Genomic DNA, 23,287 nt, shown 5'->3' with positions numbered 1-23,287 from the left:
GCGGCGTCGGGCCGGCCAGGCCGGCCCGCCTTCCTGCCGCCGGTCGGGCGCCGGACAGCGCCCGGCACACTGGCGTCGTGCGCGTTTATCTACCGTCGACCCTGTCGGCCGTGCGGGGCGTCCTCGTGGACCGCCTGGTTCCCGCCGGGCTCGGTTTTGCCGTCACCGGGGCCGTTCGGGAGTGGTATGCCGGGTCGGATATGGACGAGATGGAGTACGCCTTGCTTCTCGAGGCCGCCAGGGGCAGCCTCAGACTGCTCGATGACGACCCGACGGCGCCCCGGCGCCGGGTCGTGTTTGCCGTGGATGTCGACGATCATCAGGTGCGAATCCTTGATGATCTCGATCGGGGGGTGGTCGAAGTCGCGGTACCTGTGCCGATAGCCGCGGTTCGGGCCGTCCACGTGGATGATGTTGATGCGCAGGCTGTCGTCGCCGTGGCCGCCGCGGCCGTGGTCGAGGCCGATCTCGGTGGTGAGGACGCGGCTTTCCTGGTGGACGAGGCTGATGGGTATGAACTGCTCTGGTATGCCACGCAGGAGCTGGCGGATCTTCTGTAGGCGTTCGTGGACGGATCGTGTTCAGGCGTTCGGTGGCGTGGATTCGGTCGTGTGGATTCGGGCGGGTTGGTTCTCCCGCATGGGCAAGGGGTGACACAGGTGGACGCTGTCACGGTCGTCCCGGAGCCGGTAAACGAGCCGGTCCGCGACTACCCCGCGGGAAGCGCGGAGCATGCCAGCCTGCGGGCTGAGCTTGCGCGGATGGCGGGTGAACGCGTCGAGCTCCCGTTGGTGATCGCGGGTGAGCCCCGGCCAGGCACCGGGGAGCCATTCGATGTGGTGGCCCCGCACAGGCATGCGCTGGTGCTGGGGACGGGCCGGGCGGCGGCGCCGCGGGACGTCGCGGACGCCGTCGACGCGGCGCTGGCGGCCGGGCCGGCCTGGCGGGCGTTCAGCCAGGACGACCGCGTGGCTGTGTTCCTGCGCGCCGCCGAGCTGCTCGCGGGGCGCTGGCGGGACATCCTCAACGCCGCGACCATGTTGGGGCAGAGCAAGAGCTGTTACCAGGCGGAGATCGACGCGGCCTGCGAACTGATCGATTTTTGGCGTTTCAACGCCGCGTTCGCCCGTGAGATCGTCGCCCGGCAACCGGTCTCGGCTCCCGGGACGTGGAACCGCATGGACTACCGGCCGCTGGAGGGCTTCGTCCTCGCGGTAACCCCGTTCAACTTCACCTCGGTCGCGGCGAACCTGCCGACCGCTCCGGCGATCATGGGCAGCACCGTGGTCTGGAAGCCCTCCCCGGCCCAGCAGCTCGCTGCCCACCACACCATGTCGTTGCTGGCGGCCGCGGGTCTTCCCCCGGGCGTGATCAATATGGTCACCGGGGACGGCGCGGCTGTCTCCGCCGTCGCGTTGCGCCACCGCGCTCTCGCTGGCGTGCACTTCACCGGGTCAACCGCCACCTTCCGCGAGATGTGGCGGACGGTCGCGGACGGGATCGAGGGGTACCGCGATTACCCGCGGCTGGTCGGTGAGACCGGCGGCAAGGACTTCGTGGTGGCCCATGCCAGCGCCGACCCGGATGCCGTGGCGGTTGCCCTCGTCCGCGGCGCGTTCGAATACCAGGGGCAGAAGTGCTCGGCGGCCTCCCGCGCCTATCTCCCCGCCTCGATGTGGCGGGCCGGCCTGCGGGACCGGCTGGTGGCCGAGACTGCGGCGTTGACCTACGGTGACGTGTCGGACCTGGGCCTGTTCGGCGGCGCGGTGATCGATCGACGGGCGTTCGGCCGGCTGGCGGCTCTGCTCGCGCGGCTGCGGGCGGATCCGGCCGTGTCGGTTCTCGTCGGTGGCGGTACCGACGACCGGGTCGGGTACTTTGTGGAACCGACCATCGTGGTGTGTGCCGACCCCACACACGAGGTCTTCACGTCGGAGTACTTCGGGCCGGTCCTTGCCGTGCATGTGTATGCGGATCGTCCGCAGGCCGGCGCGGATGCGTTTTCTTCGATCTTGGCGGATGTCGCGGATGTCGCCCCTTACGCGTTGACCGGTGCCGTATTCGGTCGTGACCGGGCCGCACTCGCCACGGCTGCCCAGACATTGCGTTACAGCGCGGGAAACCTCTATCTCAACGACAAACCGACGGGTGCGGTGGTGGGTCAGCAGCCGTTTGGCGGATCGCGTGCCAGCGGTACCAATGACAAGGCGGGTTCCGCGCTGAACCTGCTGCGGTGGGTTTCGCCGCGGACACTCAAGGAGACCTTCGACCCGCCGCGGACAGTGTTCTATCCACATATGGCTTGAAGATTCGTGATGTGTACGGCCGCGGCTCGCGGGCGACATCACGAGGAGAGCCGTGCCGGCGGCGGACACCTGGACCACATCCGTTGCCGGCTGGTTGTCCGGTAGGAACTGGACGTCTGAAACATGGCTGTGCAATCGTTGGCCACCAGGTGCGGCAAGCACGATGTCCTACCTTTCCCGTCAGCCGTGCGGCGGTCGACGGGGCCTGTCCGGCCAAAGAGCGATCGATGATCGAATATGCCGGCTGGATCTCACGGCGAGATACTCCGTTGCCGGGTGTTACGATCGCTTTCGTCCTTCGCGATACTTTGTGAAGGATTGCGGGTGTGCCCGGCGCACCCGGGAAGGAGACTGATCGCTCGTGCTTTACCTTGCCGGCCAGATCCTGGTGTTTGTCGCGGCGGCACTGGTCATCGGTGTACTGCTGGCCTGGGTGTTCCTCATCGGCCCTATGCGTCGCCAGAGCGAGGAGGCACGGCGTGCCCTGGCCGCCGTGTGCGTGGACCCGGCGGCGGCCCGTCCATCGGTGGCGAACGGCCGGGTCGACGGGGAGGCTTCGGAAGTGGGCCGGTCCGCTGTGGGCGATGTCGCCGCGGATGGGGACGCGGGCACCGAGGGTCTGACGGACCGTGACATGGCGGTCGGTTCGGCGGTTCTCGTTGCGGAGATGAGAGCACGGCTCAGGCGTCAGGACGACGAGTGGGCGCTGGAGAAAGCGGCGCTCACGGCGCGTCTGACCGCGGCCGAACAGCGGGCGGCCGAGTCCGAGCAGCGGGTCACGGCGGTGGAGCGCCAGGTCCTCGCCGCGGGCCGCAGGGTGCGGACGATCGAGGGGGCCCTGGCGGAGGCCGAGGCTCATGAGCGGGTCAACCGGCAGACCAGCGTGCCTGTCCAGGCCGCGCCGGTCACCCGGGCGGCGCTCCAGGCGGCTGGTTCGCCGAATGGCTCGTCGGCGGCCGTCGACACCAGCGGGGGAGCTGACCTGGTGGCCACCAGGTCGGGCCAGACCCACGCGCGGGGGGATGCCGAGGCTGTCCAGACGCTTGCCGCCGAGGCGGCGCGGTTGCGGGTGCAGCTCTCCGAGGCGGAGGGGCGGGCAGCGAAGTTCTCGTCCCGGTTGGCGATGGCCCGTACCGAGGCAGAGGACGCGCAGCGTCAGGTTGCGACGATGACGACCAAACTTGATCGTCATCAGGCTGAGTGGGCGGCGGAAAAGGTCCGGCTGCTGGCCCGGATCGAGGGGGACGAGCGGAGCGGCCACAGCGAGCGGAGCGAGGACGCCGCCGGCCCCGGGCACGCGCCGGCTGAGCGGGTGGATGCCCCGGCCAGCCGGGATGATGCCGGGCCCGGACTGACGCACGACGCCGACGCCGATGGCAATGGCGGCGCCGACGCCGATGGGGGGAGCACCGCTGACAGTGAGTGGGCCGATGATTTCCCCTTCGACGGAAGGGACCCAGCGCTCGTCGATGTGGTCCCGGTGCAGACCGCGCGGCCGGTACCGGGCGAGCCGCCCGGACAGCCCCAGGCCGTCCTGCCCGGCTCGGTCGCGCTCGCCTCGCTGACCGCTGCCGGCGGCGCTGGAGCCTTCTCGGTCGCGATACCGGCGGAGGTAACGGGAACTCGGCGGGACAATCTCAAGGAGATCGTGGGGATCGGCCCGGTTGTGGAGGCGCGTCTCTACGCGCTTGGCATCGCGAGCTTCCGGCAGCTTGCGGAGCTCGACAGTGATCAGATCGATGGCCTCGTCCGGGTACTCGACGGGTTCGGTGACCGGCTTTTCTCAGATGACTGGGTGGGGCAGGCACGCTCGCTGTATGAGCGCCACCACGGGAACGTGGCCTGATCCGCTGGCTGGCCCGCCGGTCGGGGCCGGGCTGGCAGGCCGGTCGTTGACAACCTTGCTGAGCTGGGAACTGGTGACCGCTGGTTCGGCCGCCACCGTGAGTATGATCGCGAAAATTCTGTCGGTGTGCGCGATTTCCGGCCGGATAGCCGTGCCCGAGAACAAACCCGCGTCGATCTTCTGACCGCTCCGCGTTCGCCGGCCGGTCGCCACCGTTGCGTGCCGGATTGTTTCGGCCGCGAGGCGCCGGCTGTTTCCCGGCTTCTGAAAGCGTTGTCGCGCACCATGGTCACGGTCGCTTTGATCGGCACGCAAAGTAATGAATCATTGACTGACTTCATGATCCTATTTGTTCCGTGCGGGGCTGTTCGCGGGCCGGCGCGGGCTGGATGCGATAGTTGTGAGAATGATGATGTCGTGGGGTTGTTTGGCCAAAGGTGACGTGATCATGATTTTGCGCCGTCGGCGGCCTCGGGCGGCCGGCGGTCCATGCGGTGGCGGTGACGGTGGGACGAGGAAGCCGGGCCAGGCGGAAATCGGGCTGGGTACTTGATTGCCTGTGACCTTTTTTCTACGCTTCGCGAGGATTCCCGGGAGCGGGTCGGTCCGAAGGGGTAACCAGGAAGATCGGGTTTTCGGTGACAACACGCAGCAGCTGGCTGGACGCCACTTCGCTCATTGAGAGTGAAGTGCGTGAACTGGTCCGGCGTCGATCCCTCGACCCGGTTCGCGAGCCCACTCGGATCCGCGAGCTTGTCGAGGACGTCCTTGGTGAATACGAGGAACGCACACTCACCAGCGATCTCCCGGCGATTGTCGACCGCGCCACGACCGCGCGGCTTGTCCACGACGCGGTCGCCGGATTCGGCCCCCTGCAACGCCATCTGGACGACCCGGCCGTGGAAGAGATCTGGATCAACGAACCTGGGCGCGTTTTCGTCGCGCGCAACGGGCGCAGCGAGCTGACCACGACGATCCTGAGCGCCGATCAGGTCCAGGACCTGGTCGAACGGATGCTGAAGAGCTCTGGGCGCAGAGTGGATCTATCCACTCCGTTCGTGGACGCCATGCTGCCGGACGGGTCGCGTCTGCATGTCGTCATCCCCGACGTCACCCGCGTCCACTGGTCGGTCAACATCCGCAAGTTCGTTCTGTCCGCGGCCAGTATGGACGAGCTGATCGACCTGGCGACGATCACCGCGGCGGCGGCGGCCTTCCTGGAGGCCGCTGTCGCCGCTGGTCTGAACATCATCGTGGCCGGCGGGACGCAGGCGGGAAAGACCACCATGCTCAACTGCCTCGGCTCGGCCATCCCCGGGCGGGAACGGGTCATCACCTGTGAGGAGGTGTTCGAGCTCAAGCTGCGGTCCCCGGACTGGGTGGCCATGCAGACCCGGCAGGCCAACCTGGAGGGCACCGGCGAGATCCGGCTCCGTCGTCTGATCAAGGAGGCCCTCCGGATGCGCCCCGACCGCATTATCGTCGGTGAGGTCCGGCAGGAAGAGGCGCTCGACCTGCTGATCGCTCTTAACTCGGGCCTGCCTGGCATGTGCAGCCTGCACGCGAACTCGGCCCGCGAGGCGGTCACCAAACTGTGCACCCTGCCGCTGCTCGCGGGGGAGAACGTCAGCCACGCTTTTGTGGTGCCGACGGTCGCCGCCAGTATCGATCTTGTTGTGCATCTCGCCAAGGACGCGCACGGGCGGCGGCGTGTCACCGAGATCGTCTCGCTGTCGGGGCGCACGGAGGGGGACGTCGTCGAGACCGCGCAGATCTACCGATCACGTAACGACGTCCTGGTGCGGGCTGACGGCTACCCGCCACATGCCGACCGGTTCGCCCGGGCCGGCTATGATTTGCCAGCTCTGCTTGCCATGACCGATCGTGATCGGATGGATCGGGTGACCGAGCTGGACCGGGCGCCGTTTGCCGACCGTTCGTGGGCCGAGATCGCGGTCGAGCACTGATGGGCATCTTCATCGGGCTGCTGTTCGGCCTCGGCCTGTTCCTCATCGTCTCCAGCGGGCGGGCCCGTGCCCCGCGTGGTCCCGTCGCCGTGAAATGGCGGGGCCGGACCCGGGAGCTGCTTGTTCAGGCGGGTATCCCGGGAGTCAGCCCCGAGCAGTTTTTTGTGATCAGTATCGGGGCCGGGCTGCTGGTGGGCCTGATCGTACTGGCCTTCACCGCCACCTGGTCGCTTGGCGGAGCCTTCTTCATCTTCGCCGCGTTGCTGCCGCGCGCGATGGTGCTGCGCCGGCGCCGAGCACGTATGCACGACCTTCGGGAGCTGTGGCCGGATGTCGTCGACAACCTGGCCAGCGCGGTACGAGCGGGAATGCCGCTGTCGGAGGGGCTCGCGTCGGTGGGGGTACGCGGCCCGCTGCCCCTTCGCCCCGCTTTCACCCGTTTCGGTGAGGAGTACCGGGCGACCGGATCCTTCTCAGCGAGCTTGGACCGACTTTCTGATGATCTTGCTGATCCGATCGCGGACCGGATCATCGAGTCGTTGCGTACCGCTCGGGAGGTAGGTGGGACCGACCTCGGCCGGCTGCTCCGGACGTTGTCGACGTTCCTGCGAGAGGACGCTCGGACCCGCGCGGAGCTTGAGACCCGACAGAGCTGGACGATCAACGCCGCACGGCTCGCGCTTGCCGCACCGTGGATTGTTCTGCTGCTGCTGGCAACCCGGGGGGAGACAGTACGCGCTTATGACAGCCCCACCGGCGTAATCGTACTGGCGGTCGGTGGCGGGGTGTCGATGGTGGCATACCTGCTCATGAAGAAGATCGGCCGACTTCCCGAAGAAGGCCGGGTACTGCGTCCATGATGAGCTGGCTGATGCGGAGCGGACCGATGCCGACGGCGGCGGTGCGGCCCAGATGAGCCCGGTCGCGACAGGTGCGCTGATCGGGCTGTTGGCCGGTATCGGCCTGGCCATTGTCGTGCTGCGGTCGCCGGTGGTCCGGCGGATCCGGCTCGCGGACCGGATCGACCCCTACCTGCGGGATACTCCGGCGCAGTCCAGGCTGCTCGCGGACCGCGCCCGGCCTGCCGCCTCGCGTAGCGGCCTGGAGGAGCTGCTCCGGCCGTTCATCGCCGACGCGGCTCACCGGCTCGACCGTTTCCTCGGCGGGCGCGCCGCGTTGCAGCGCCGCCTGACTCAGGCCGGCGGGCGGACGTCCGTCGAGGATTTCCGGGTTCAGCAGGTGGTCTGCTCGGCCGCCGGGGCGCTGTTCGGCGCTTTTCTGCTGCTGCTGCGTGCGCTGCTGGGCTTCGGGCCGCCGCCGATCGTCAGCGTTGCTCTGGTCGTTGCCGGCGTCGCGGGCGGGGTCGTCGCCCGGGACTGGTGGCTGACCCGGGCGATACGAGAACGTGAGGAACGCATTCTCATCGAGTTCCCGACCGTTGCCGAGTTGCTCGCGTTGGCTGTTACCGCAGGTGAGAGCCCGATAGGAGCGTTGGAACGGGTAAGTCGGCTGTCGCACGGGGAGCTCGGCCGCGAACTGCGGCTGGCTCTCGCGGACGCACGTGCTGGCGCCACCCTCGTCCAGGCGCTGGAGGGTATGGCCACCCGGACGACGGTTGCCTCGCTCAGCCGGTTCGTCGACGGCATGGCGGTGGCGATCGAACGCGGCACACCGTTGGCGGAGGTGCTGCGGGCGCAGGCGGTCGACGTCCGGGAGGCGGGCAAGCGGCAGCTGCTGGAAGCCGGTGGCCGCAAGGAGATCGCGATGATGGTGCCGGTCGTTTTCTTTGTCCTGCCGACTACTGTGATCTTTGCTTTCTATCCAGCGGTCGTGAGCCTGACGTTCAATGCGCAGTGATCATGATGTGATGTGAGGAGTTGTCGACTGTGCGGATATTCGTGAAGCTGCTGGGCCGATGGGCACCGGCGCGGCTGGAGGTCTTTCGTGATGTGCCGGACAACCGGTTTCGGGATCGCGGCGATCGCGGTGACGTGCCCGGCTGGGTGATGGTCACGGTAATGACGGCGGCGCTGGTGGTGGCACTGATGGCGGTCGCCGTGCCCCAGCTGCGGGACGTTTTCACCAACGCGATCGACTCCGTGGTCGGCAACGGCTGACCGGCCGGTGTCGGTCCGTCTGGCTGCTGAGCGGGGCTCGGCTGTTGTCGAGTTCGTGCTGGTCGGAATGTTGCTGTTACTGTTGTTTCTCGGCGTTATCCAGGTTGGCCTCGTCCTGCATGTCCGCAATACCCTCGCCGCGGACGCGGCTGAGGGCGCGCGGCACGCGGCGAACCTGGACGCGGCCGATGATTCCGGCGGTCCGTACGCCGAGCGGCTGATCGTTTCGTCCGTTCCCGGGCGGGCCGATACCCGTTGCACGAGTGGAGCGGCGGTTGATCCGTCCGGTGTGCCACTGGTTGAGGTGCGGTGCGAGGTCGTGGTGCCGTTGGCTGTCATGCCGTTCGGAGCGAATACGACGATCAAAGTGGTCGGGCACGCGGTCAAGGAGACGCCGTGAGACCGCTGGGCCGGTCGCCGCTTGTGCGGGCCTGGCCGCCCGCACGGCTGGCGCTGGATCGCGGCGGGCGGTGCCCGCGGTTGCGCGCGTGTTTGTTGCCGCGTCCGTACGGGTGCCTTCGCGGGCCTGATGACAGTGGTACCGCGTTGATCGAGTTCGTTGGGCTGTCGGTTCTGTTGTTGATCCCGTTTGTCTACTTCTTCCTCAGCGTGTTCTCGGTCCAGCGGTCGGCTTTCGCGGTCACCCAGGCTGCTCGGGCGGCCGGCCGGGCCTACGCGACCGCGGACAGCGAGGATCAGGCCGTCCAGCGCGCGCGGGTGGCCGCTCGGCTGGCCTTCGCGGACCAGGGTATTGACGGCGCGCCCGAGGTGCGTTTCGCCCCGGAGGGCGCGGACTGCGGTGCGGGGGATCCAGGCGACGGAGCCGCGTCGCTGGCTCCGGGCGCGCGGTTCGTCGTGTGCGTCCGTTCGGTCGCGGCGTTGCCCGGAACCGCACGGCTGTTCACCGGATTGGCGGATATCACCGTGAACGGCAAGTTCATCGTCGTCGTGGACGCCTACCGGCGCGACCGGACAGTCGCATGAGCCGATCGTGGCAGGGCGCGGCCAGGCCTGGGCGGGCGCCTCGCGCGGGATCGTGCCAGCAGCCGCGAACTGATGCGGACGCCGGCACGATCCTGATACTCACTCTCGGCTATGTCATGATTGCGCTGATGCTGGCGCTTGTGGTGACCGATGCCTCCGCGGTGTATCTGGCCAGACGTTCCGTGGCCTCGGCGGCCGACGGTGCCGCGCTCGCCGCCGCGCAGCATGTCGACGATGCCGCCATCTACACAGCGACCGAGGATTTCCGGCAACTGCCGCTTTCCGAGGTCACCGCCGCTGTCGCCGGATACCAGGCTGACGCTGATCCGTCCGGGCATACGGTGCTGACCGCGCAGCTGCTGAATGCGGCCACCGTCCGGGTGACCGGAACCCGGACGGTCGTCCTGCCGGTGGTGGCGCTCCTGGGCATCGGCCCGGTCACCGTCACGGCCAGCGCGGACGCCCAGTCGCTGGTACGCCCGCCCGGCGCCTGACGGCGTTCGGGACGCACCGGGGCTACGGGGCTACCGGGGCCGCAGCGAGGGAGAGCGGGAGAAGGTCAGAACCAGCCGGCGGTGGCGGCGACGAGCCCGTCGAGCTGATGGCCGGTGCGTCTGGTGGCGAGCGCGGAGATGTCGCGTACCAGCCGGGCAACCCATTGGGCCGGCCGTTGCGCCGCCAGCGCGACCGCGCTGGACACATACTGTTCCGCCTCGTCGGGGTCGGGGCGGTGGCGTGCCAGCGCGGTCCGCGCCTGTGCCATCTGGACAGCAATGATCATTCCGGTCTGCCCGCTGTCCGCGATCAGTGCGGCGGCCCGTTCGAGGTGTGGTTCGGCCTCGTCCGCGACACCGACGGTGGTCAATGCCTCGGCGCTGGCCAGAGCCAGGTCCGCTGGGGAATAGGTGGTGAGCGCGAATCCGGGCCGGCCCTGCGCGGATGGCTCCAGCTGCTCCATGATTTTCCAGGCGCGGGCGACGGCCTGCCGGACACCAGCGATATCGCCGAGGACCGCGTACGAGCCGGCCGAGACCTTGCCGGTCACCATGGCGCGGGCCGGGCTTGCGCCGGCGATCCGGCTGGCGGCCCCCGCGATCTGTAGCGCCACCGTCGGGCTGTGCTGGCGCACCACCCGAGCGCGTACTGCCAGCGCACTGCCGGCAAGCGGGCCGTCGCCAGCGGCGCGTGCCACCGTCGCGGCCCGATCGGCCAGCGAGACCGCGTCGCCGTGGCACCCCTGGTCGTATGCGGCGTTTGCCATGGTCGCGGTCACGGCGGCATGCAGCCGCATCCAGTCCAGTGCGACCGAGCCCCGCAACCGTCGGGTACGGGGCACTGTCCGGGTGGTCTTTTCCAGCGGCGTCAGCATTGATACGGTGTCGGTCAGGTTAGCCGTCTCATAGCTGATGAGTGTCTCTGCCAGGGTCCGGATACAGGCGTCATGCAGTTCGCCGGTATCGGTCGAGAGGTAGGTGCCGGCTGTTCTGTCGTTCACGGCTCACCAGCGCCCAGCAACGCCAAATCCGGCCGAACATGGAATGACACCCACCTGTCACCACTTTCCTGGCCGAAGAGCCTACTGACAGTCAAGATAGTCGTTGGGCCGCGCTGACACCTCGGTAGCGAGGGTGCGCTGGATGTGCTTTAAGTCTCTCCATGTCAATTCTGGTCGGGTCCGATGTCCTGTTGACCTTGGAGGGATTTCCGGCCTGTAGCAGAGCCGCGCTCGGGTTTCGGGCCGGCGGGCCGTGTTTCTGTCAGCTGGCCGTCATTCGGCCGCCGTTCGGTTGCCGCATGGGCGGTGGCGGTGAACTATGCCGGTGGCGGTGGCTGGGCTGCCCGCCGGGGACAACGCCGGCTACGGGCGGGTGAACCTCGAGCGATCGAACCGGGCGGGGGTACCGCTGGGACGACCGCGCGGCGACGCGCTGGCGCGGGTGCCCAGGTAGCCGCGCCAAGATCGGAATCCGGCTGGGGGTGGTGCGCTCCCGCCGGTAAGATAGGTCTCATGGCCGCCGACCTCACAGAGGAGATCAAGACTCTCGACTCGACGCTCACCGGCATCGAAGCGGTTCTTGATCTTGAAAGTCTCCGGCGTCGCGCCGCTGATCTGGAGCGTGAGGCGGCGGATCCGGACCTGTGGAGCGACCAGAACAGAGCGCAGAGCGTCACCCGCCGGCTTTCGTCGGTACGGGGGGACATCGCGCGCGTCGAAGCGCTGCGGCGGCGCCTTGACGACATTCTCGCCGCTCTTGACCTTGATGATGACGACCTGCTGGCTGAGGCCGCGGCGGGCCTGCCAAAACTCACTCGTGACGTCTCCGCGCTCGAGGTCCGCACACTGCTGTCCGGTGAGTACGACGAGCGGGATGCGATCATTCAGCTGTCCGCCGGAGCCGGTGGCGTGGACGCCGCCGACTGGACCGCGATGTTGCTGCGCATGTACCTGCGCTGGGCCGAGCGGCACGGTTACAGCACCGAGGTGTTCGACACCTCTGAGGCGGAGGAGGCGGGCCTGAAGTCCGCCACGTTCCAGATCAAGGCGCCATACGCCTACGGGACGCTGCGCAGCGAGCACGGCGTCCACCGGCTGGTGCGGATCAGCCCCTTTGACAACCAGAACCGCCGTCAGACGTCGTTTGCGGGGGTCGAGGTGACGCCCGCCGTCGAGCAGGCCGACCACGTCGACATCGACGACAAGGAACTGCGGATCGACATCTTCCGCTCGTCGGGGCCGGGCGGGCAGGGCGTCAACACCACCGACTCGGCGGTGCGGATCACCCACCTGCCGACGAACATCGTGGTGACCTGCCAGAACGAACGCAGCCAGCTACAGAACAAGGCCGCGGCCATGATGGTGCTCCAGGCCAAACTGCTGGAGCGCCGACGTGTGGAGGAGGCTGCCGAGAAGCAGCGGCTGACCGGCGGCCCGCAGGATGTCTCCTTTGGCTCGCAGATCCGCAACTACGTGTTGCATCCGTATCAGATGGTGAAGGATCTGCGGACCGATGTGGAGACGTCCGGCACCGGAGCGGTGCTCGACGGCGATATCGACGACTTCATCGATGCTGAGATCCGCTGGCGACGCGCCGCCGAAGGCCCGGCCTGATCGTCGACGCTGGCCGATCGGCGCTCCCGCGCGGGGTAGGGGGCACCGGGCGCATGGCGTCTCTCGCGTGTCCGTGGCTCCCGAGGCAACCTTAGGACCATGGACAGTTCCGAGACAGGCCTGATGGCCGGCGCCACCGTGTGGGCGGTGCCACCGGATGCCGCTGCGCCCGCGCGGCCCGCCGCGGGTGGCTGGGTGGCGCTGGTCGGTGGTGGGCCGGGCCGTCCCGATCTGATCACTGTTCGAGGCATGGAGCTGCTGCGCCGGGCCGATGTGGTGGTTGTCGACCGGTTGGCTCCGCGGGCGCTGCTCGCCGAGCTCGGGCCCGGCGTCGAGATCGTGGACGTGGGCAAGGAAGCGCACGGCCACAACATCACCCAGGATCAGATCAACCGCCTGATCGTGGATCGGGCTGGGCGGGGCCTCGGGGTGGTGCGGCTCAAGGGCGGCGATCCTTTCGTTTTCGGCCGTGGTGGTGAGGAAGCGCTGGCCTGTCGGGCTGCGGGGGTGCCCTGCGAGGTTGTGCCGGGTGTGACGAGCGCTGTGGCGGTACCGGCGTTGGCTGGCATTCCGGTCACCCACCGCGGGATCACCCAGGACGTCACGATCGTCTCCGGTCATCTCGACCCGTCCCATCCGGGTTCGACGGTCGACTGGGATGCCGTGGCGACCGGCGCTGGGACGATCGTCGTGTTGATGGGTGTCGGCGCGCTGGGGCAGATCACCGCGGAGCTGGTGAAGCGGGGCCGCGCGGGATCCACCCCGACGGCTGTGATCCACGGTGGCGGAAGCGCTGGTCAGAAGGTGGTCACTGGCCCGCTCGCGGACATCGCCGCGCTGGCCGCTGATGCTCGTATCGGGCCGCCGTCCGTCATCGTCATCGGCGACGTGGTCGCGCTGCGGGAGATGCTGGCCTGACAGCTGTGGCCCGGCCGGTCGAACGGAGTTCGATACCTGACCGGGCGCAGCGCAGCCTATCCGTGCTGGACGGCGAGCAGGGCCAGTACCAGGAGCACTGACACGATGACGATCAGCATCTGAGGTGTGATCGTGGCGGGGGAGTGGTGCATCGAGTCACGGGCCGATCGGCAGGACGGACACCGTGCCTCGGCGACCGGCCCGGCACATCGGGCGCATACCAGGTCCTCGCAGCACATGCCGTCGACCTCCCCGCGTCCGCTTCCAGCATCATCGCGCTTGCGCGCTGACCCGCACAATGTCTGACGGTCCAGAAAAGTTCCGCCACCGTTCAGACGGCCACGCCCTCTGTCTACCCGCTGTTCCCCGCGCCATCCCTGTCTGCCTCGCGACGCCGCGCTGGCTGTCCTGTGATGCTCCTGCGGTCCTCGGACGCCCGCGGGGCCGTGACCGCCGCGTTGTTGGTTAGCATCCACTGATGACTTAGAGTGTCTATTTGGATGCGAGGAGTGGTAAGCGTGATTCGCATGACTTCGGTGACCAAACGGTATCCAGCAGGTGCGCGTCCCGCGCTGGATGACGTGACCGTCGAGATCGCCGCGGGGGAGTTCGTCTTCCTGGTCGGTCCGTCGGGGTCGGGGAAGTCCACCTTGCTGCGGCTGCTGTTGCGGGAGGAGCGGCCCACGGCCGGCGTGGTAGAGGTTGCCGGCCTGGATGTGAACCGGATCCCGGAGCGCCGGGTGCCGTTGTTGCGCCGGCGGGTGGCGTGCGTGTTCCAGGACTTCCGGTTGTTGCCCGACCGGACGGTCGCCGGCAACGTGGCCTTTGCTCTGGAGGTCACCGGTCGGCCGAGCCAGGTGGTACGCGCTGTCGTCCCCGCGATCGTCAGCTTGGTGGGGCTGGCTGGTAAGGAGGACCGTTACCCCGACGAGCTCTCCGGCGGAGAGCAGCAACGGGTCGCGGTTGCCCGGGCCTTTGCCGGGCGTCCGCGCATCCTGCTGGCTGACGAACCGACCGGCAACCTGGACCCGGCCACGAGTTCTGGGATCATGAAGTTGCTGAATGCGATCAACCAGATCGGTACGACCGTTGTCATGGCCACGCACAACGCCACTCTGGTGGACGCCATGGGCCATCGGGTCATCGAGCTCGAACACGGTGCCCTGGTGCGTGACCAGCTGCGGGGCGCCTATGGGCTGGCACTGTAAGTGATGGCCGTTGGTATGTGGCTGGGCCAGATGCTCGTGATCGGTGTCAGCGGCCTGCGGCGTAACCTGTCGATGGCCCTCGGGGTGATCGTCACGGTGACGATCTGCCTCACGCTGCTCGGAGCCGGCCTGTTGCTGAGGGCACAGGCCCGGACCGTCGACAGGTTTTTTCTTGACCGGATCCAGGTTGTCATCGACCTCAACGACGGAGCCTCCAGCGCCGAACGTGCCGCGCTGGCGGCCGATCTGCGCGCTGACCCCCTGGTGCGGGCGGTCGTTTACGAGGACAAGGCGCGTGCGTTCGCGCGTTTCACCCGTGACTTCCGTAACTCGCCGGATGTCGTGAGCGGCGTGAGCGCGGCCGACCTGCCCGCGTCGTTCCGTCTCACGCTTGTCGACCCACGCCGATCCGGCGAGATCGTTCTGGAGTACACCGGGAGGGACGGCGTTGACCGGGTACGCGACCAGCGCGCGCTGGTCGCGCCGCTCTATCGCTTCCTGCGCGCGTTCGCGGTCGGCACCTTCGCGCTTGCCGCCGTTCAGGCTTTTGCCGCGGTGGTGCTGATCTATGCGATGATCCGCCTCTCCGCGCACGGACGACGTAGGGAAACCGCGATCATGCGCCTGGTGGGGGCCACCAACGCGACGATCCGCGCGCCTTTCGTCATGGAGAGCGCGGTTACGGGCATGCTCGGCGGGATGTTCGCGGTGGTGATATTGATCCTGTGCAAGGTCTATTTTGTTGATCATAAGTTTGCCCGGCAGGCGATCTTCCCGCTCTTCGGCTGGGATGCGGTGTGGGCCGTTGCCGTCGCTGTTCTCCTGATCGGCACCGTGACATCCGCGATCTTGGCTGCGGTGGCGCTGCGACGATACCTGCGGGTCTGACCCGTCCGTTCCGGCCTGCCCGGCGGCCGGCGTAATCTGGAGAGCCGGCGGCAGTGTGACGTTGCCGCGCGCGTGGCCGAGGTCCATATCCCGGCCCGTTCGGCGGCATCTGTCTGGGGCATGCCTGGGACCTGCCGGACCTGGCTGGGACCTGCCTGGGACGTGAACGTGTATGGGGCTTGCGAGGAAGAGGGACACCAGAAGTGCCAAAGGAGACCGGTAGGAAGCTGGTCGCACAGAACCGGCGGGCCCGGCACGACTACACGATTCTCGACACCATCGAGGCCGGGCTGGTGCTCCAGGGCACCGAGGTGAAGTCGCTGCGGGCGGGCCGTGCGTCACTGGTGGACGCCTTCGCCCAGATCAACGACGGGGAAGCGTGGCTGCACGGTGTGCACATCCCTGAGTACACCGAGGGCACGTGGACGAACCACACCCCGCGTCGGCGCCGTAAGCTCCTGCTGCATCGTGATGAGATCGCTAAGCTGGTCGGCAAGACGAAGGAGGGCGGCCTGACCATCGTCCCGCTGTCCATCTACTTCAAGGACGGCCGGGCAAAGGTGGAGGTCGCTCTCGCCCGCGGGCGCAAGACCTACGACAAGCGGCACGCGCTCGCCGAGCGGGACGCCTCCCGCGAGGTCTCCCGAGCGCTGGGCCGCCGGGCCAAGGGGCGGGAGGATTGACCCTGCCGGGGTAGACGGCGCACCGCCCATGCTGTGCCGGTCGCCGTCCGTCACACCGGGGCGCTGTCCGTCAGACCCGGGTGGCAGACGACCGGGACTCCATGGGAAGATGGGGTGCGCAGCCGGTGTTGGGTGGCGTGGGCGGTCATTCGGGCGGTCCTCCGCACGATCGGCAAGCGCTGGAAATGGACCACAGTCAACACCGACAGAACATCAACATCAACAGAACGCGGGGGTGACCGGCTTCGACTCCGGATGTCGAGGCAGGGGAAGCGGGCCGAGGATGAGCGGTTATCTCGTTAACGATCCGCTCAAAGAAATAACTGCCAACAAGTCGCAGTCTGCTCCATCCCCTTACAGCCTCGCTGCCTGAGGGGATATAAGGAGCCGTCAGCCTGGGAGTTCCTCCGGCTCAGGGCCTGGCGTCGCTAGGAGGATCACTGCCTGACCCGGTCACGGGGTCAGATGGGACATCTCACAGTGACTGAGCCCACACTGACATGCCTGTGTGATTGGTGGGGCTGAGAAACAAGTAGCAGGCTGCGCCCGGAGAAGTCCTGTTGCGGTGCCGGAGGACGCGGGTTCGATTCCCGCCACCTCCACATGATCGTCAGGGGTCTGTCCGCTCGGAACAGGCCCCTGACCAGGCACGACACTCCTCCCGGCATCATCCATCGAACCTTCCGCGATCCTTGTGGGCACGGTGTGGGTGCCGCACTGATCGGTGGGCTGTTCTTCTCCGCCCTCGCCACCGGTGAGCCGGCCCGACCCGACCGGGTGACGTCGCAGATCCGGCAGGCCCTGGTCAGCCAGGAGCATTCTTCCGGCGAGGTGAATCGGCTGATGGCTGAACTGGGTCGGTGCGATATCCACCAGCCTGACCTCAGTCTTGTTCCCGCTGATTGCGGTGGGCGGGTGAGCGTCACCGATCGTGGGAGCCCGACGAACGCCTTGGCCACGGTGCGCGCGGAGGTATTCGTCTCCGGATTCGTCAAGACCCTGTGGTGGATCGTGGGTGCGCTCGCCGCCGTGCTCTGTCTGCTACCCGCCCGGCGCGGCGGGCCCTGAGAGCGGACGATCGGGCGTGTTGGCCAGGCGGGCCGCGGATTCGCCGGGTCGACGAATCCGCGGCCCGCCCGAGAGGCCCCTGGGCGCAGACCAGTTCCCTCGGCCTCCGAAGCAGAACACCGCCGACCGTCCGTGGCAGGGTGCGGTCGATCCGCGGTCAGAGCCCGTTCATCGGACCATGCGGTCCATCAGCCGGTCCAGCTCTACCGCCGGCTTGGCCGTGATACCGCCATGCACGGCGCCGGGCTGAACGACTGTGCTGCGCGGCGCGGTGAGCCAGCCGAAGCGTGCCCGCGCCGATCTTGTGGCGGCCGGGCCGGCGGCGGGATCACCGGCACACACCATCTGGATGAAATTCAGCGCTGCCTGGATCAGCTCCACGTCGGCATTGGAGTCCAGCGCTCTGAGTCGTTCGGTATCAACATGGATCGCTGCGGCCAGAAAGTCCGCGGCAGGACTATAGAGCAGTACACCGACGTTTATCCGCTCGCCCCGGTCGACCCTTGGGACAGCGAGCAGCAGGGCATAGTCAAATGCGAAACATGATTCCGGCACAGCGATCACCTCTCCGCGCCAGGCCACCAGCCGCGGTCGCCGGCACGACGCGCGAGCAGGTACTCCACATACCGTTCCCGCAGGGCGGCGGCATCGGCTTCGCCCGGCTGGACGGAGTTCATGCCCAGCAACCAGGAATCGGGGACCAATGCCGTCACCTCCGCGAGCAGGTCGCGAGTGATCACAGTCGCGAGCTCGGAGTCGAGCTGTTCGAGCGCCTCCGGCGAGAGATCCTTGACGAGGACCGTCAGCGCGTGCTCCGACAGGTCGTAGCGGCGCGCCGCCCAGGTGCTCACCGGCGGCCAGGAATGCTGGAAGACCAGGGCAGCCCCGTGATCGATGGCCCACAGTGCACGATGCCAGACCAGGAGATTCGGATTGGACCAGCTCCGGTCCACGTTCGCGGTCAGTGCGTCCAGCCAGAAGATTCTCGCGGCCTCTTCGGCCGGTGGTTGCCAACTGGCGCCGTCGTAGCTTATGGACCCGGGGAGGAAATCCATTCCGAGATTGTCTCCTGCGCTCGCCCGTAGCAGCTCCTGCACCTCCTGGTCCGGCTCCCGCCGCGCAATCTCCGGATCGACGGTGAGAACGACCAGATCGGGTACCCGGATACCGAGCCGCCGGCCCAACTCCCCGACCACGATCTCGGCGACCAGAGCCGCGCTTCCCTGCCCCGCCCCGCGAAACTTGACGACGTATATGCCGTCGTCGTCGGCTTCGACCAGACCTGGCAGGGAGCCACCCTCCCGCAGGGGCATTACGTAATGGGTTCCACGCACATGCCGCAGCACATTGCTGACTCTACTCCTGACTCTCTCACCGGGTGGCATCGATATCCACAGCGGTCTACGGCATGTCTTTCCCGGGCAGCGTCGCCGGGGTGCCAGGGCTTCGGCGGAATTGCGGCTGGCGCCTCGGCGGCGTTGGTCAGACACGACATCAGAGACCCTGGCGCACGACCGAGCCCCGTGACACCCTTCGCCGCGCCGGGCTGCGCGCCACATAGGATCGCGTCCAGCGCGCAGCCCGGGTTTCCGCCTTGGCGCGGGAGTCTCTGAGCTGGCTCAGGCCACCCACACGGGCACCCCCAGTCGTAGGCCGAGGGCAGAGAACGTTGCCGGAGCCGAAACAGAACGTGAGCGCGACGACGATCCCGACGATCACGGTAACCATCCGGACCGGAGCATCCAGAACCCTTGGACCCGCCAGACCCTCGGCACGTTCGTTCGATCCGACGGATGATGTTCCTGTCCCGGCGGTCACTGAACGTCGTCCCTGGTCAGGCCCCGTTTGGCGACCGGTCGGATGGTGATCTCGGGGCTCTTGATAAAGATCATCCGGTTTTTGTTGTGGTGCGTTAGGTCCACGAGCTGGTCTGCCGTGGTCGCCGAACTTTGTTCGGCTTCCCGGCGGGCCGCGATTGTTTCCGGGGAGACAACCCCCGATCCCCCCCGAGTGCCGAGCTTCGCTCGACCGGCGTGGGTTTGAGTAAGGATTGTGAATGTCCACCTGATTGTCAGGGGTCTGTTCCGAGCGGGCAGGCCCCTGACCAGGCTGAACGCCGTTGGCCATTGGCCATTGGCCGTTACCGCCCCGCCGGTTTCGCCGTTACTGGTGCCCGCGGGGTGCCCACGCCGCACCGCACGGGGGATCGCCGTCGCGATCGTCCCCGTGGCCTTCTGCATGCGTGAACCCGGCCGACCCGACGGGCGCAGACGGGGCTGACGGCCACCACCGGTGCGACCCGCGCCGTGGCGCGCGCCTGGGCGTGCACCACGGCGGCACCGAGGAGCGGTCGCCGACTCCCTTGGCGACCTTCACGGTCCGACAGCCGGTGTGGTTGTCCTGGACCGGTGGTTGGATTGGTCGGGTTCGGGTCGCTACGATCTGGGACATCCGGGCCGGCTCGTGCGAATGTATTGAGACCGTTCTGCGTGAGGCGTCGAAGAAGGCGCGCCTTTCGCGGTGGCTGGACGGGCGCACCCTCGTGCGGCTCTGGCGGGAACTCGTGCTGCCACCGCAGGTGCGTAGCCGCTGGGAGGCACGGTTTCCCGAACTGACCACCGGGCACTGGTCCGCGGTGTAGCGACGGTGACGGCGCGGACCCCGCCGATCCACCAGCGGCTGGCGGCTATCGGACTCGAGGTCGGCGGGCCGTGCGGGTTCGCGCTGGCCGGGCCGACGGCCTCGAGGTCCAGGCCGAGATGCGAACCGCTCTGATGGCGCGTCTCCACGTGACGGACCCGAACCGGCCCGGCGAGCTTCACCGCGTCGAACTGGTCGCCAACTGGCGGTTCCAGCCGCCGGTCCAGATGGATATCGGGCCAGTACTTCACCCGGACGACGTCATGGCCAGCAAGATCGACGCACTGTGCAACCGTGCCGCCGCCCGCGACTTCCTGGACATTAACGCCGTGATGCTCGGGCTGATCGGCCGACTCGACGACCGCGACGACTTCGCCGCCTACGGCGTGACCCCCGAGTACCTGGCTGGTCTGCGGCTGAGAGTCGCAGACTGGCGCACCTATCTCACCAGGGAATGAACACCGCCTCGCTCGCGGGGTGCACTGCCGCCCGGGTAACCGCGGGGCTCGGCGGACTCGCACTGCCAGGTGACCGATCCGCCGCTTGCCAGCCATGCCGCGGGTGCGCTTCGGACATGCGCTGGCTCCCCAGCAGCGGATGGCGCCCCGCCGACGTCCCCGGCGGATTCTTCATGGACAGCCCACGGGACACCCGCTTCGGGACATCTCGCACCATGTGACCTACTGCCGACGGCTAGCCATTTTCGTAGCATCGATCTTCATTCTTCACAGTCGTTTCCCGCGCTACGATCTGCTTGATCGTCGCTCATGTGACAATACGTGGCCTGGCAGCAGGAAAAATACGGCTGGCCAGCATTTATTATCATCATGATCGGCGCATGTTTGTTGTTAGGCACGCCGATTCGGGTGAAAACCGTACACAACGACAAACACGCGCCGATCATGGATCGCGTGCCGGTCACGGACCGGAGTCGCAAGGCCTATCCACTGCCCCATGTAGATCACCGGCAGTGTCGGATGAGGCCAATCCGACTCGGAAAGTTCCTGCCCTGCGACACGCCGAGTACACGCTCGGACGCTACATATGGAGTTTCAATCCGACTCGGAAAGTTCCTGCTCTGCGACACTATGAATCTCTGCTAGGTATGGCAGGGAGTTATAGTTTCAATCCGACTCGGAAAGTTCCTGCTCTGCGACCCGCTGCGCTATTCGCGCTCCTCGGCTACAAGGCAGTTTCAATCCGACTCGGAAAGTTCCTGCTCTGCGACAGTTGCGGCGGCAGAGATGCTCGCGACTTTCAGGTTTCAATCCGACTCGGAAAGTTCCTGCTCTGCGACAGTTGCGGCGGCAGAGATGCTCGCGACTTTCAGGTTTCAATCCGACTCGGAAAGTTCCTGCTCTGCGACGACGAAATGCTCGCCGAGTACACCAAGGTACTCCGGTTTCAATCCGACTCGGAAAGTTCCTGCTCTGCGACAGTACCACCGATCCTGGGGGGTCTGAGCTGCGGGTTTGCAAGATCCTTCCAGAACCTCCTGACGGGGGCTGTGGATAAACTGATCCAAAAGATTGATCGTTTACGTTTGCGCAGGTCGCGGGGATATCGATCTTTGCCAGAACCTCCCCGGTTTGTCGGCGTGTCAGAGGTTCTGGATGTCGATCAAGGTTTAATCGCTTGACAGCCGCGCGCATCGGCCCCTCGGAGCCTCGCCGGACACGTATCACCGTCACCCCGCCATCCTCCTCGTCCGTCCGACGCGGATAGGCGATACGGATAGGGCGCAGCCCCCAGGGAGGCTGGTGATGACACATCCACCACGACTACGGATCAACGAACACGGAGGAGCTGTCCGCTGGTGGATCGGCGGGGTCCGTGCCGTCACCGCCGCTACAACACGCCGTAGCCGGTCGGGAGGACCTTCGGGTGGATCAACGGGCGTCGGCGCTACGTCCACGACCGCGAGACCCGGCCCGAACGGCACGAAGCCATGGCCCGCATCGTTATGATCATGATGATGTCCCGCAGCCTTGCGATGCACGCGCCCCAGCCCTGCTCCTTGATCAATGCCCCTGTTGCCGGGTGCGCTGGCAGCGGGAATCCGGACAAGGTCAACTGATCTCCCGTTCGCGCATCCCGAAGTCATCCTCGACCACCTCAAACCCTCCCAATCGGTGTGATCGAAAGTGGCTCGGTGGTATTGGGTCTGGACTTCCTTCCGGGTAACCGGTTAGCTGACATTGAAAGTTAACCTGACCTAACTGGGCGCTGTCCGCGCGATCGAGGATCGACCGGGCGGCGCGAGCCGGGCAGTCCTATTGCCGGAGCCTCTAACGCGACGCGGGAATCGGGGGTACGTCGTTGCGCGCGCTGGGTGAGGAGCTCGTGTCCACGCGCGGAGCCCGCGAGGCCGTCGGCGTTACGGATGGCGATGTCCTGGCCCTGGCCCTGACCCGGCAGGCGATCTGGCCGCGCACGCAGCTGCTGCGGGCATTGGGCTTGATCTTCGCGGTCTGCGTGCTTGCTGCCGTGGCGCTGGCCAGCATCTGGGTCGGGGCCAACCATTTTCCGTTCACCGAGGTCTGGCATGCGCTGTGGCACAACGACGGATCCGCTGCCGCCGTCGTCGTCCATGATCTACGAATTCCGCGGACCGTTCTCGGCCTGCTGGTGGGTGCGGCGCTGGGCACGGCGGGGGCGCTGACACAGGCGCTGACCCGCAACGCGCTGGCTGACCCCGGTCTGCTCGGCGTGAACCTGGGTGCCTCCGCGTCGGTCGTCGTCGCAATCTCCTACCTGGGGATAGCCGGGCCGGCGGGTTACGTCTGGTTCGCGTTCGCGGGCGCCGGTGCGATCTCCGTACTCGTCTACCTGCTCGGCTCGACCGGACGCGGCGCGGTCAGGCCCGAGCAGCTGGTACTCGCCGGAGCGGCGACCAGCGCCGTGCTGGGCGCGTTCACGTATGCCGTCGTCCTGCTGGATCCCCGTACTTTCGACCAGCTTCGGTTCTGGGAGGTCGGATCGCTGACCGGCCGGGGATCGGCCCAGCTCACCGCACTGGCACCGTTCATCGTCGTCGGGATCATCCTTGCGCTCGGCCTGGCCCATCCGTTGAACGCGCTCGCGCTCGGCGAGGACGCCGGACGTGGGCTGGGTGCCGGCGTCGGCCGTACCCGGGCACTGGGCGCGCTCGCGATCACCTTGCTGTGCGGGGCGGCCACCGCCGCTGCGGGGCCGATCGCTTTCGTGGGCCTGACCGTGCCGCATGTCGCACGCATGATCGGCGGTCCCGACCAGCGCTGGGTGCTGTCGTACTCGATGGTGCTCGCGCCGATTCTGCTGATCGGCGCAGACGCGGTGGGACGTGTGATCATTGCGCCTGGCGAACTGGAGGCCGGCATCGTCACCGCTTTCATCGGCGCTCCGGTGTTCATCGCGCTGTGCCGCCGTCGACGCCTGGCTCAGCTGTGAGCCGCGCACCGGTGCCGCGTGCGGTCGGCACGGACGCAGGCACGGGCACGGGCACGGATGCAGGCACGGATGCAGGCGAGGGCGCGCCTGGGACACCAGCGGCACACCCGGCAGCGTCGCATCC

At 67.4% G+C, this 23,287-nt stretch carries 24 protein-coding genes, 1 other RNA gene and 1 CRISPR repeat array; of the genes, 22 read left to right on the top strand and 3 right to left on the bottom strand.

What is annotated here, in order from left to right:
- The first annotated feature begins 77 nt into the window (after positions 1–77).
- From MJ797_RS06610 to MJ797_RS06560, 11 genes are all read left to right on the top strand, one after another.
- A complete protein-coding gene (locus tag MJ797_RS06610) occupies positions 78–560 on the top strand; it encodes a hypothetical protein (RefSeq protein WP_374581611.1) in 483 nt (160 codons plus the stop codon).
- 99 nt (positions 561–659) lie between these two features.
- Positions 660–2,306: an L-glutamate gamma-semialdehyde dehydrogenase gene (gene pruA / locus MJ797_RS06605; RefSeq protein WP_239332839.1), complete on the top strand. Its 1,647-nt coding sequence runs from the start codon at positions 660–662 to the stop codon at positions 2,304–2,306.
- Positions 2,307–2,667: 361 nt separating this feature from the next.
- Positions 2,668–4,152 carry a hypothetical protein gene (locus tag MJ797_RS06600; RefSeq protein WP_239332837.1) on the top strand — a complete coding sequence of 495 codons (1,485 nt, stop codon included), beginning with the start codon at positions 2,668–2,670 and terminating at the stop codon, positions 4,150–4,152.
- Positions 4,124–4,336 (top strand): hypothetical protein, encoded by a 213-nt coding sequence (locus MJ797_RS06595; RefSeq protein WP_239332835.1) that lies wholly within the window; start codon positions 4,124–4,126, stop codon positions 4,334–4,336. The genes MJ797_RS06600 and MJ797_RS06595 overlap by 29 nt, the downstream gene beginning before the upstream one ends.
- Positions 4,337–4,790: 454 nt before the next feature.
- A complete protein-coding gene (locus tag MJ797_RS06590; RefSeq protein ID WP_239332833.1) occupies positions 4,791–6,119 on the top strand; it encodes a CpaF family protein in 1,329 nt (442 codons plus the stop codon).
- A complete protein-coding gene (locus MJ797_RS06585) occupies positions 6,119–6,979 on the top strand; it encodes a type II secretion system F family protein (RefSeq protein ID WP_239332831.1) in 861 nt (286 codons plus the stop codon). The genes MJ797_RS06590 and MJ797_RS06585 overlap by 1 nt, the downstream gene beginning before the upstream one ends.
- 52 nt (positions 6,980–7,031) lie before the next feature.
- Positions 7,032–7,976, top strand: coding sequence for a type II secretion system F family protein (locus MJ797_RS06580; RefSeq protein ID WP_239332829.1), 945 nt, complete (start codon positions 7,032–7,034; stop codon positions 7,974–7,976).
- Positions 7,977–8,050: 74 nt separating this feature from the next.
- The gene (locus MJ797_RS06575; RefSeq protein ID WP_239332901.1) at positions 8,051–8,236 is read left to right on the top strand and encodes a hypothetical protein; all 186 of its coding nucleotides are present in this window, start codon (positions 8,051–8,053) and stop codon (positions 8,234–8,236) included.
- Positions 8,237–8,243: 7 nt separating this feature from the next.
- Entirely contained in the window at positions 8,244–8,636 is a 393-nt protein-coding gene (locus tag MJ797_RS06570) for a TadE/TadG family type IV pilus assembly protein (RefSeq protein WP_255738450.1), read from the top strand.
- Positions 8,633–9,220, top strand: a complete 588-nt coding sequence (locus MJ797_RS06565) for a hypothetical protein (RefSeq protein ID WP_308128287.1) — start codon at positions 8,633–8,635, stop codon at positions 9,218–9,220. The genes MJ797_RS06570 and MJ797_RS06565 overlap by 4 nt, the downstream gene beginning before the upstream one ends.
- Positions 9,217–9,714, top strand: a complete 498-nt coding sequence (locus MJ797_RS06560; protein WP_239332827.1) for a pilus assembly protein TadG-related protein — start codon at positions 9,217–9,219, stop codon at positions 9,712–9,714. The genes MJ797_RS06565 and MJ797_RS06560 overlap by 4 nt, the downstream gene beginning before the upstream one ends.
- Positions 9,715–9,779: 65 nt before the next feature.
- Here the strand turns inward: MJ797_RS06560 and MJ797_RS06555 are convergent, their stop codons facing one another.
- The gene (locus tag MJ797_RS06555) at positions 9,780–10,715 is read right to left on the bottom strand and encodes a hypothetical protein (protein WP_239332825.1); all 936 of its coding nucleotides are present in this window, start codon (positions 10,713–10,715) and stop codon (positions 9,780–9,782) included.
- 319 nt (positions 10,716–11,034) lie between these two features.
- On the opposite strand from MJ797_RS06555, the gene MJ797_RS26955 reads away from it, so the two are divergent.
- The 8 genes from MJ797_RS26955 to MJ797_RS06520 all read left to right on the top strand — a co-directional run bounded on the left by MJ797_RS26955 (position 11,035) and on the right by MJ797_RS06520 (position 17,094).
- Positions 11,035–11,169, top strand: a complete 135-nt coding sequence (locus MJ797_RS26955; protein WP_255738447.1) for a hypothetical protein — start codon at positions 11,035–11,037, stop codon at positions 11,167–11,169.
- Positions 11,170–11,228: 59 nt separating this feature from the next.
- Positions 11,229–12,329 (top strand): peptide chain release factor 2, encoded by a 1,101-nt coding sequence (gene prfB, locus MJ797_RS06550; protein ID WP_239332823.1) that lies wholly within the window; start codon positions 11,229–11,231, stop codon positions 12,327–12,329.
- A gap of 123 nt (positions 12,330–12,452) precedes the next feature.
- Positions 12,453–13,247 carry a uroporphyrinogen-III C-methyltransferase gene (cobA, locus tag MJ797_RS06545; RefSeq protein WP_239332897.1) on the top strand — a complete coding sequence of 265 codons (795 nt, stop codon included), beginning with the start codon at positions 12,453–12,455 and terminating at the stop codon, positions 13,245–13,247.
- Positions 13,248–13,765: 518 nt separating this feature from the next.
- Positions 13,766–14,455, top strand: coding sequence for a cell division ATP-binding protein FtsE (gene ftsE, locus MJ797_RS06540; protein WP_239332821.1), 690 nt, complete (start codon positions 13,766–13,768; stop codon positions 14,453–14,455).
- A 3-nt stretch (positions 14,456–14,458) separates the two neighbouring features.
- Positions 14,459–15,343, top strand: coding sequence for a permease-like cell division protein FtsX (gene ftsX, locus MJ797_RS06535; RefSeq protein WP_239332819.1), 885 nt, complete (start codon positions 14,459–14,461; stop codon positions 15,341–15,343).
- 203 nt (positions 15,344–15,546) lie between these two features.
- Positions 15,547–16,026 carry an SsrA-binding protein SmpB gene (smpB, locus tag MJ797_RS06530; protein WP_239311139.1) on the top strand — a complete coding sequence of 160 codons (480 nt, stop codon included), beginning with the start codon at positions 15,547–15,549 and terminating at the stop codon, positions 16,024–16,026.
- A gap of 231 nt (positions 16,027–16,257) precedes the next feature.
- Positions 16,258–16,631, top strand: a transfer-messenger RNA (tmRNA) gene (gene ssrA, locus MJ797_RS06525).
- Positions 16,632–16,731: 100 nt separating this feature from the next.
- Entirely contained in the window at positions 16,732–17,094 is a 363-nt protein-coding gene (locus tag MJ797_RS06520) for a hypothetical protein (RefSeq protein WP_239332817.1), read from the top strand.
- 168 nt (positions 17,095–17,262) lie between these two features.
- On the opposite strand, the gene MJ797_RS06515 is transcribed toward MJ797_RS06520, so the two are convergent.
- Both MJ797_RS06515 and MJ797_RS06510 read right to left on the bottom strand, forming a co-directional pair.
- The gene (locus tag MJ797_RS06515; RefSeq protein WP_239332815.1) at positions 17,263–17,649 is read right to left on the bottom strand and encodes a DUF3037 domain-containing protein; all 387 of its coding nucleotides are present in this window, start codon (positions 17,647–17,649) and stop codon (positions 17,263–17,265) included.
- 5 nt (positions 17,650–17,654) lie between these two features.
- The gene (locus tag MJ797_RS06510) at positions 17,655–18,407 is read right to left on the bottom strand and encodes a HipA family kinase (RefSeq protein WP_239332813.1); all 753 of its coding nucleotides are present in this window, start codon (positions 18,405–18,407) and stop codon (positions 17,655–17,657) included.
- Between the two features lie 929 nt (positions 18,408–19,336).
- On the opposite strand from MJ797_RS06510, the gene MJ797_RS06505 reads away from it, so the two are divergent.
- The 3 genes from MJ797_RS06505 to MJ797_RS06495 all read left to right on the top strand — a co-directional run bounded on the left by MJ797_RS06505 (position 19,337) and on the right by MJ797_RS06495 (position 23,163).
- Complete coding sequence (locus MJ797_RS06505; protein ID WP_239332811.1) at positions 19,337–19,735, top strand: hypothetical protein; 399 nt, start codon at positions 19,337–19,339, stop codon at positions 19,733–19,735.
- 70 nt (positions 19,736–19,805) lie between these two features.
- The gene (locus tag MJ797_RS06500) at positions 19,806–20,192 is read left to right on the top strand and encodes a hypothetical protein (protein WP_239332809.1); all 387 of its coding nucleotides are present in this window, start codon (positions 19,806–19,808) and stop codon (positions 20,190–20,192) included.
- Between the two features lie 522 nt (positions 20,193–20,714).
- Positions 20,715–21,171: a CRISPR direct-repeat array (repeat unit 36 nt; unit sequence GTTTCAATCCGACTCGGAAAGTTCCTGCTCTGCGAC).
- 957 nt (positions 21,172–22,128) lie between these two features.
- Positions 22,129–23,163, top strand: coding sequence for a FecCD family ABC transporter permease (locus MJ797_RS06495; RefSeq protein WP_374581608.1), 1,035 nt, complete (start codon positions 22,129–22,131; stop codon positions 23,161–23,163).
- Positions 23,164–23,287: the final 124 nt, after the last annotated feature.

The sequence above is a fragment of the Protofrankia sp. CiP3 genome, from assembly GCF_917627345.1.
Taxonomy (GTDB): domain Bacteria; phylum Actinomycetota; class Actinomycetes; order Frankiales; family Frankiaceae; genus Protofrankia.
The sequence above is the reverse complement of the archived record's forward strand: the minus strand, read 5'-3'. Positions and strand labels throughout refer to the sequence as shown.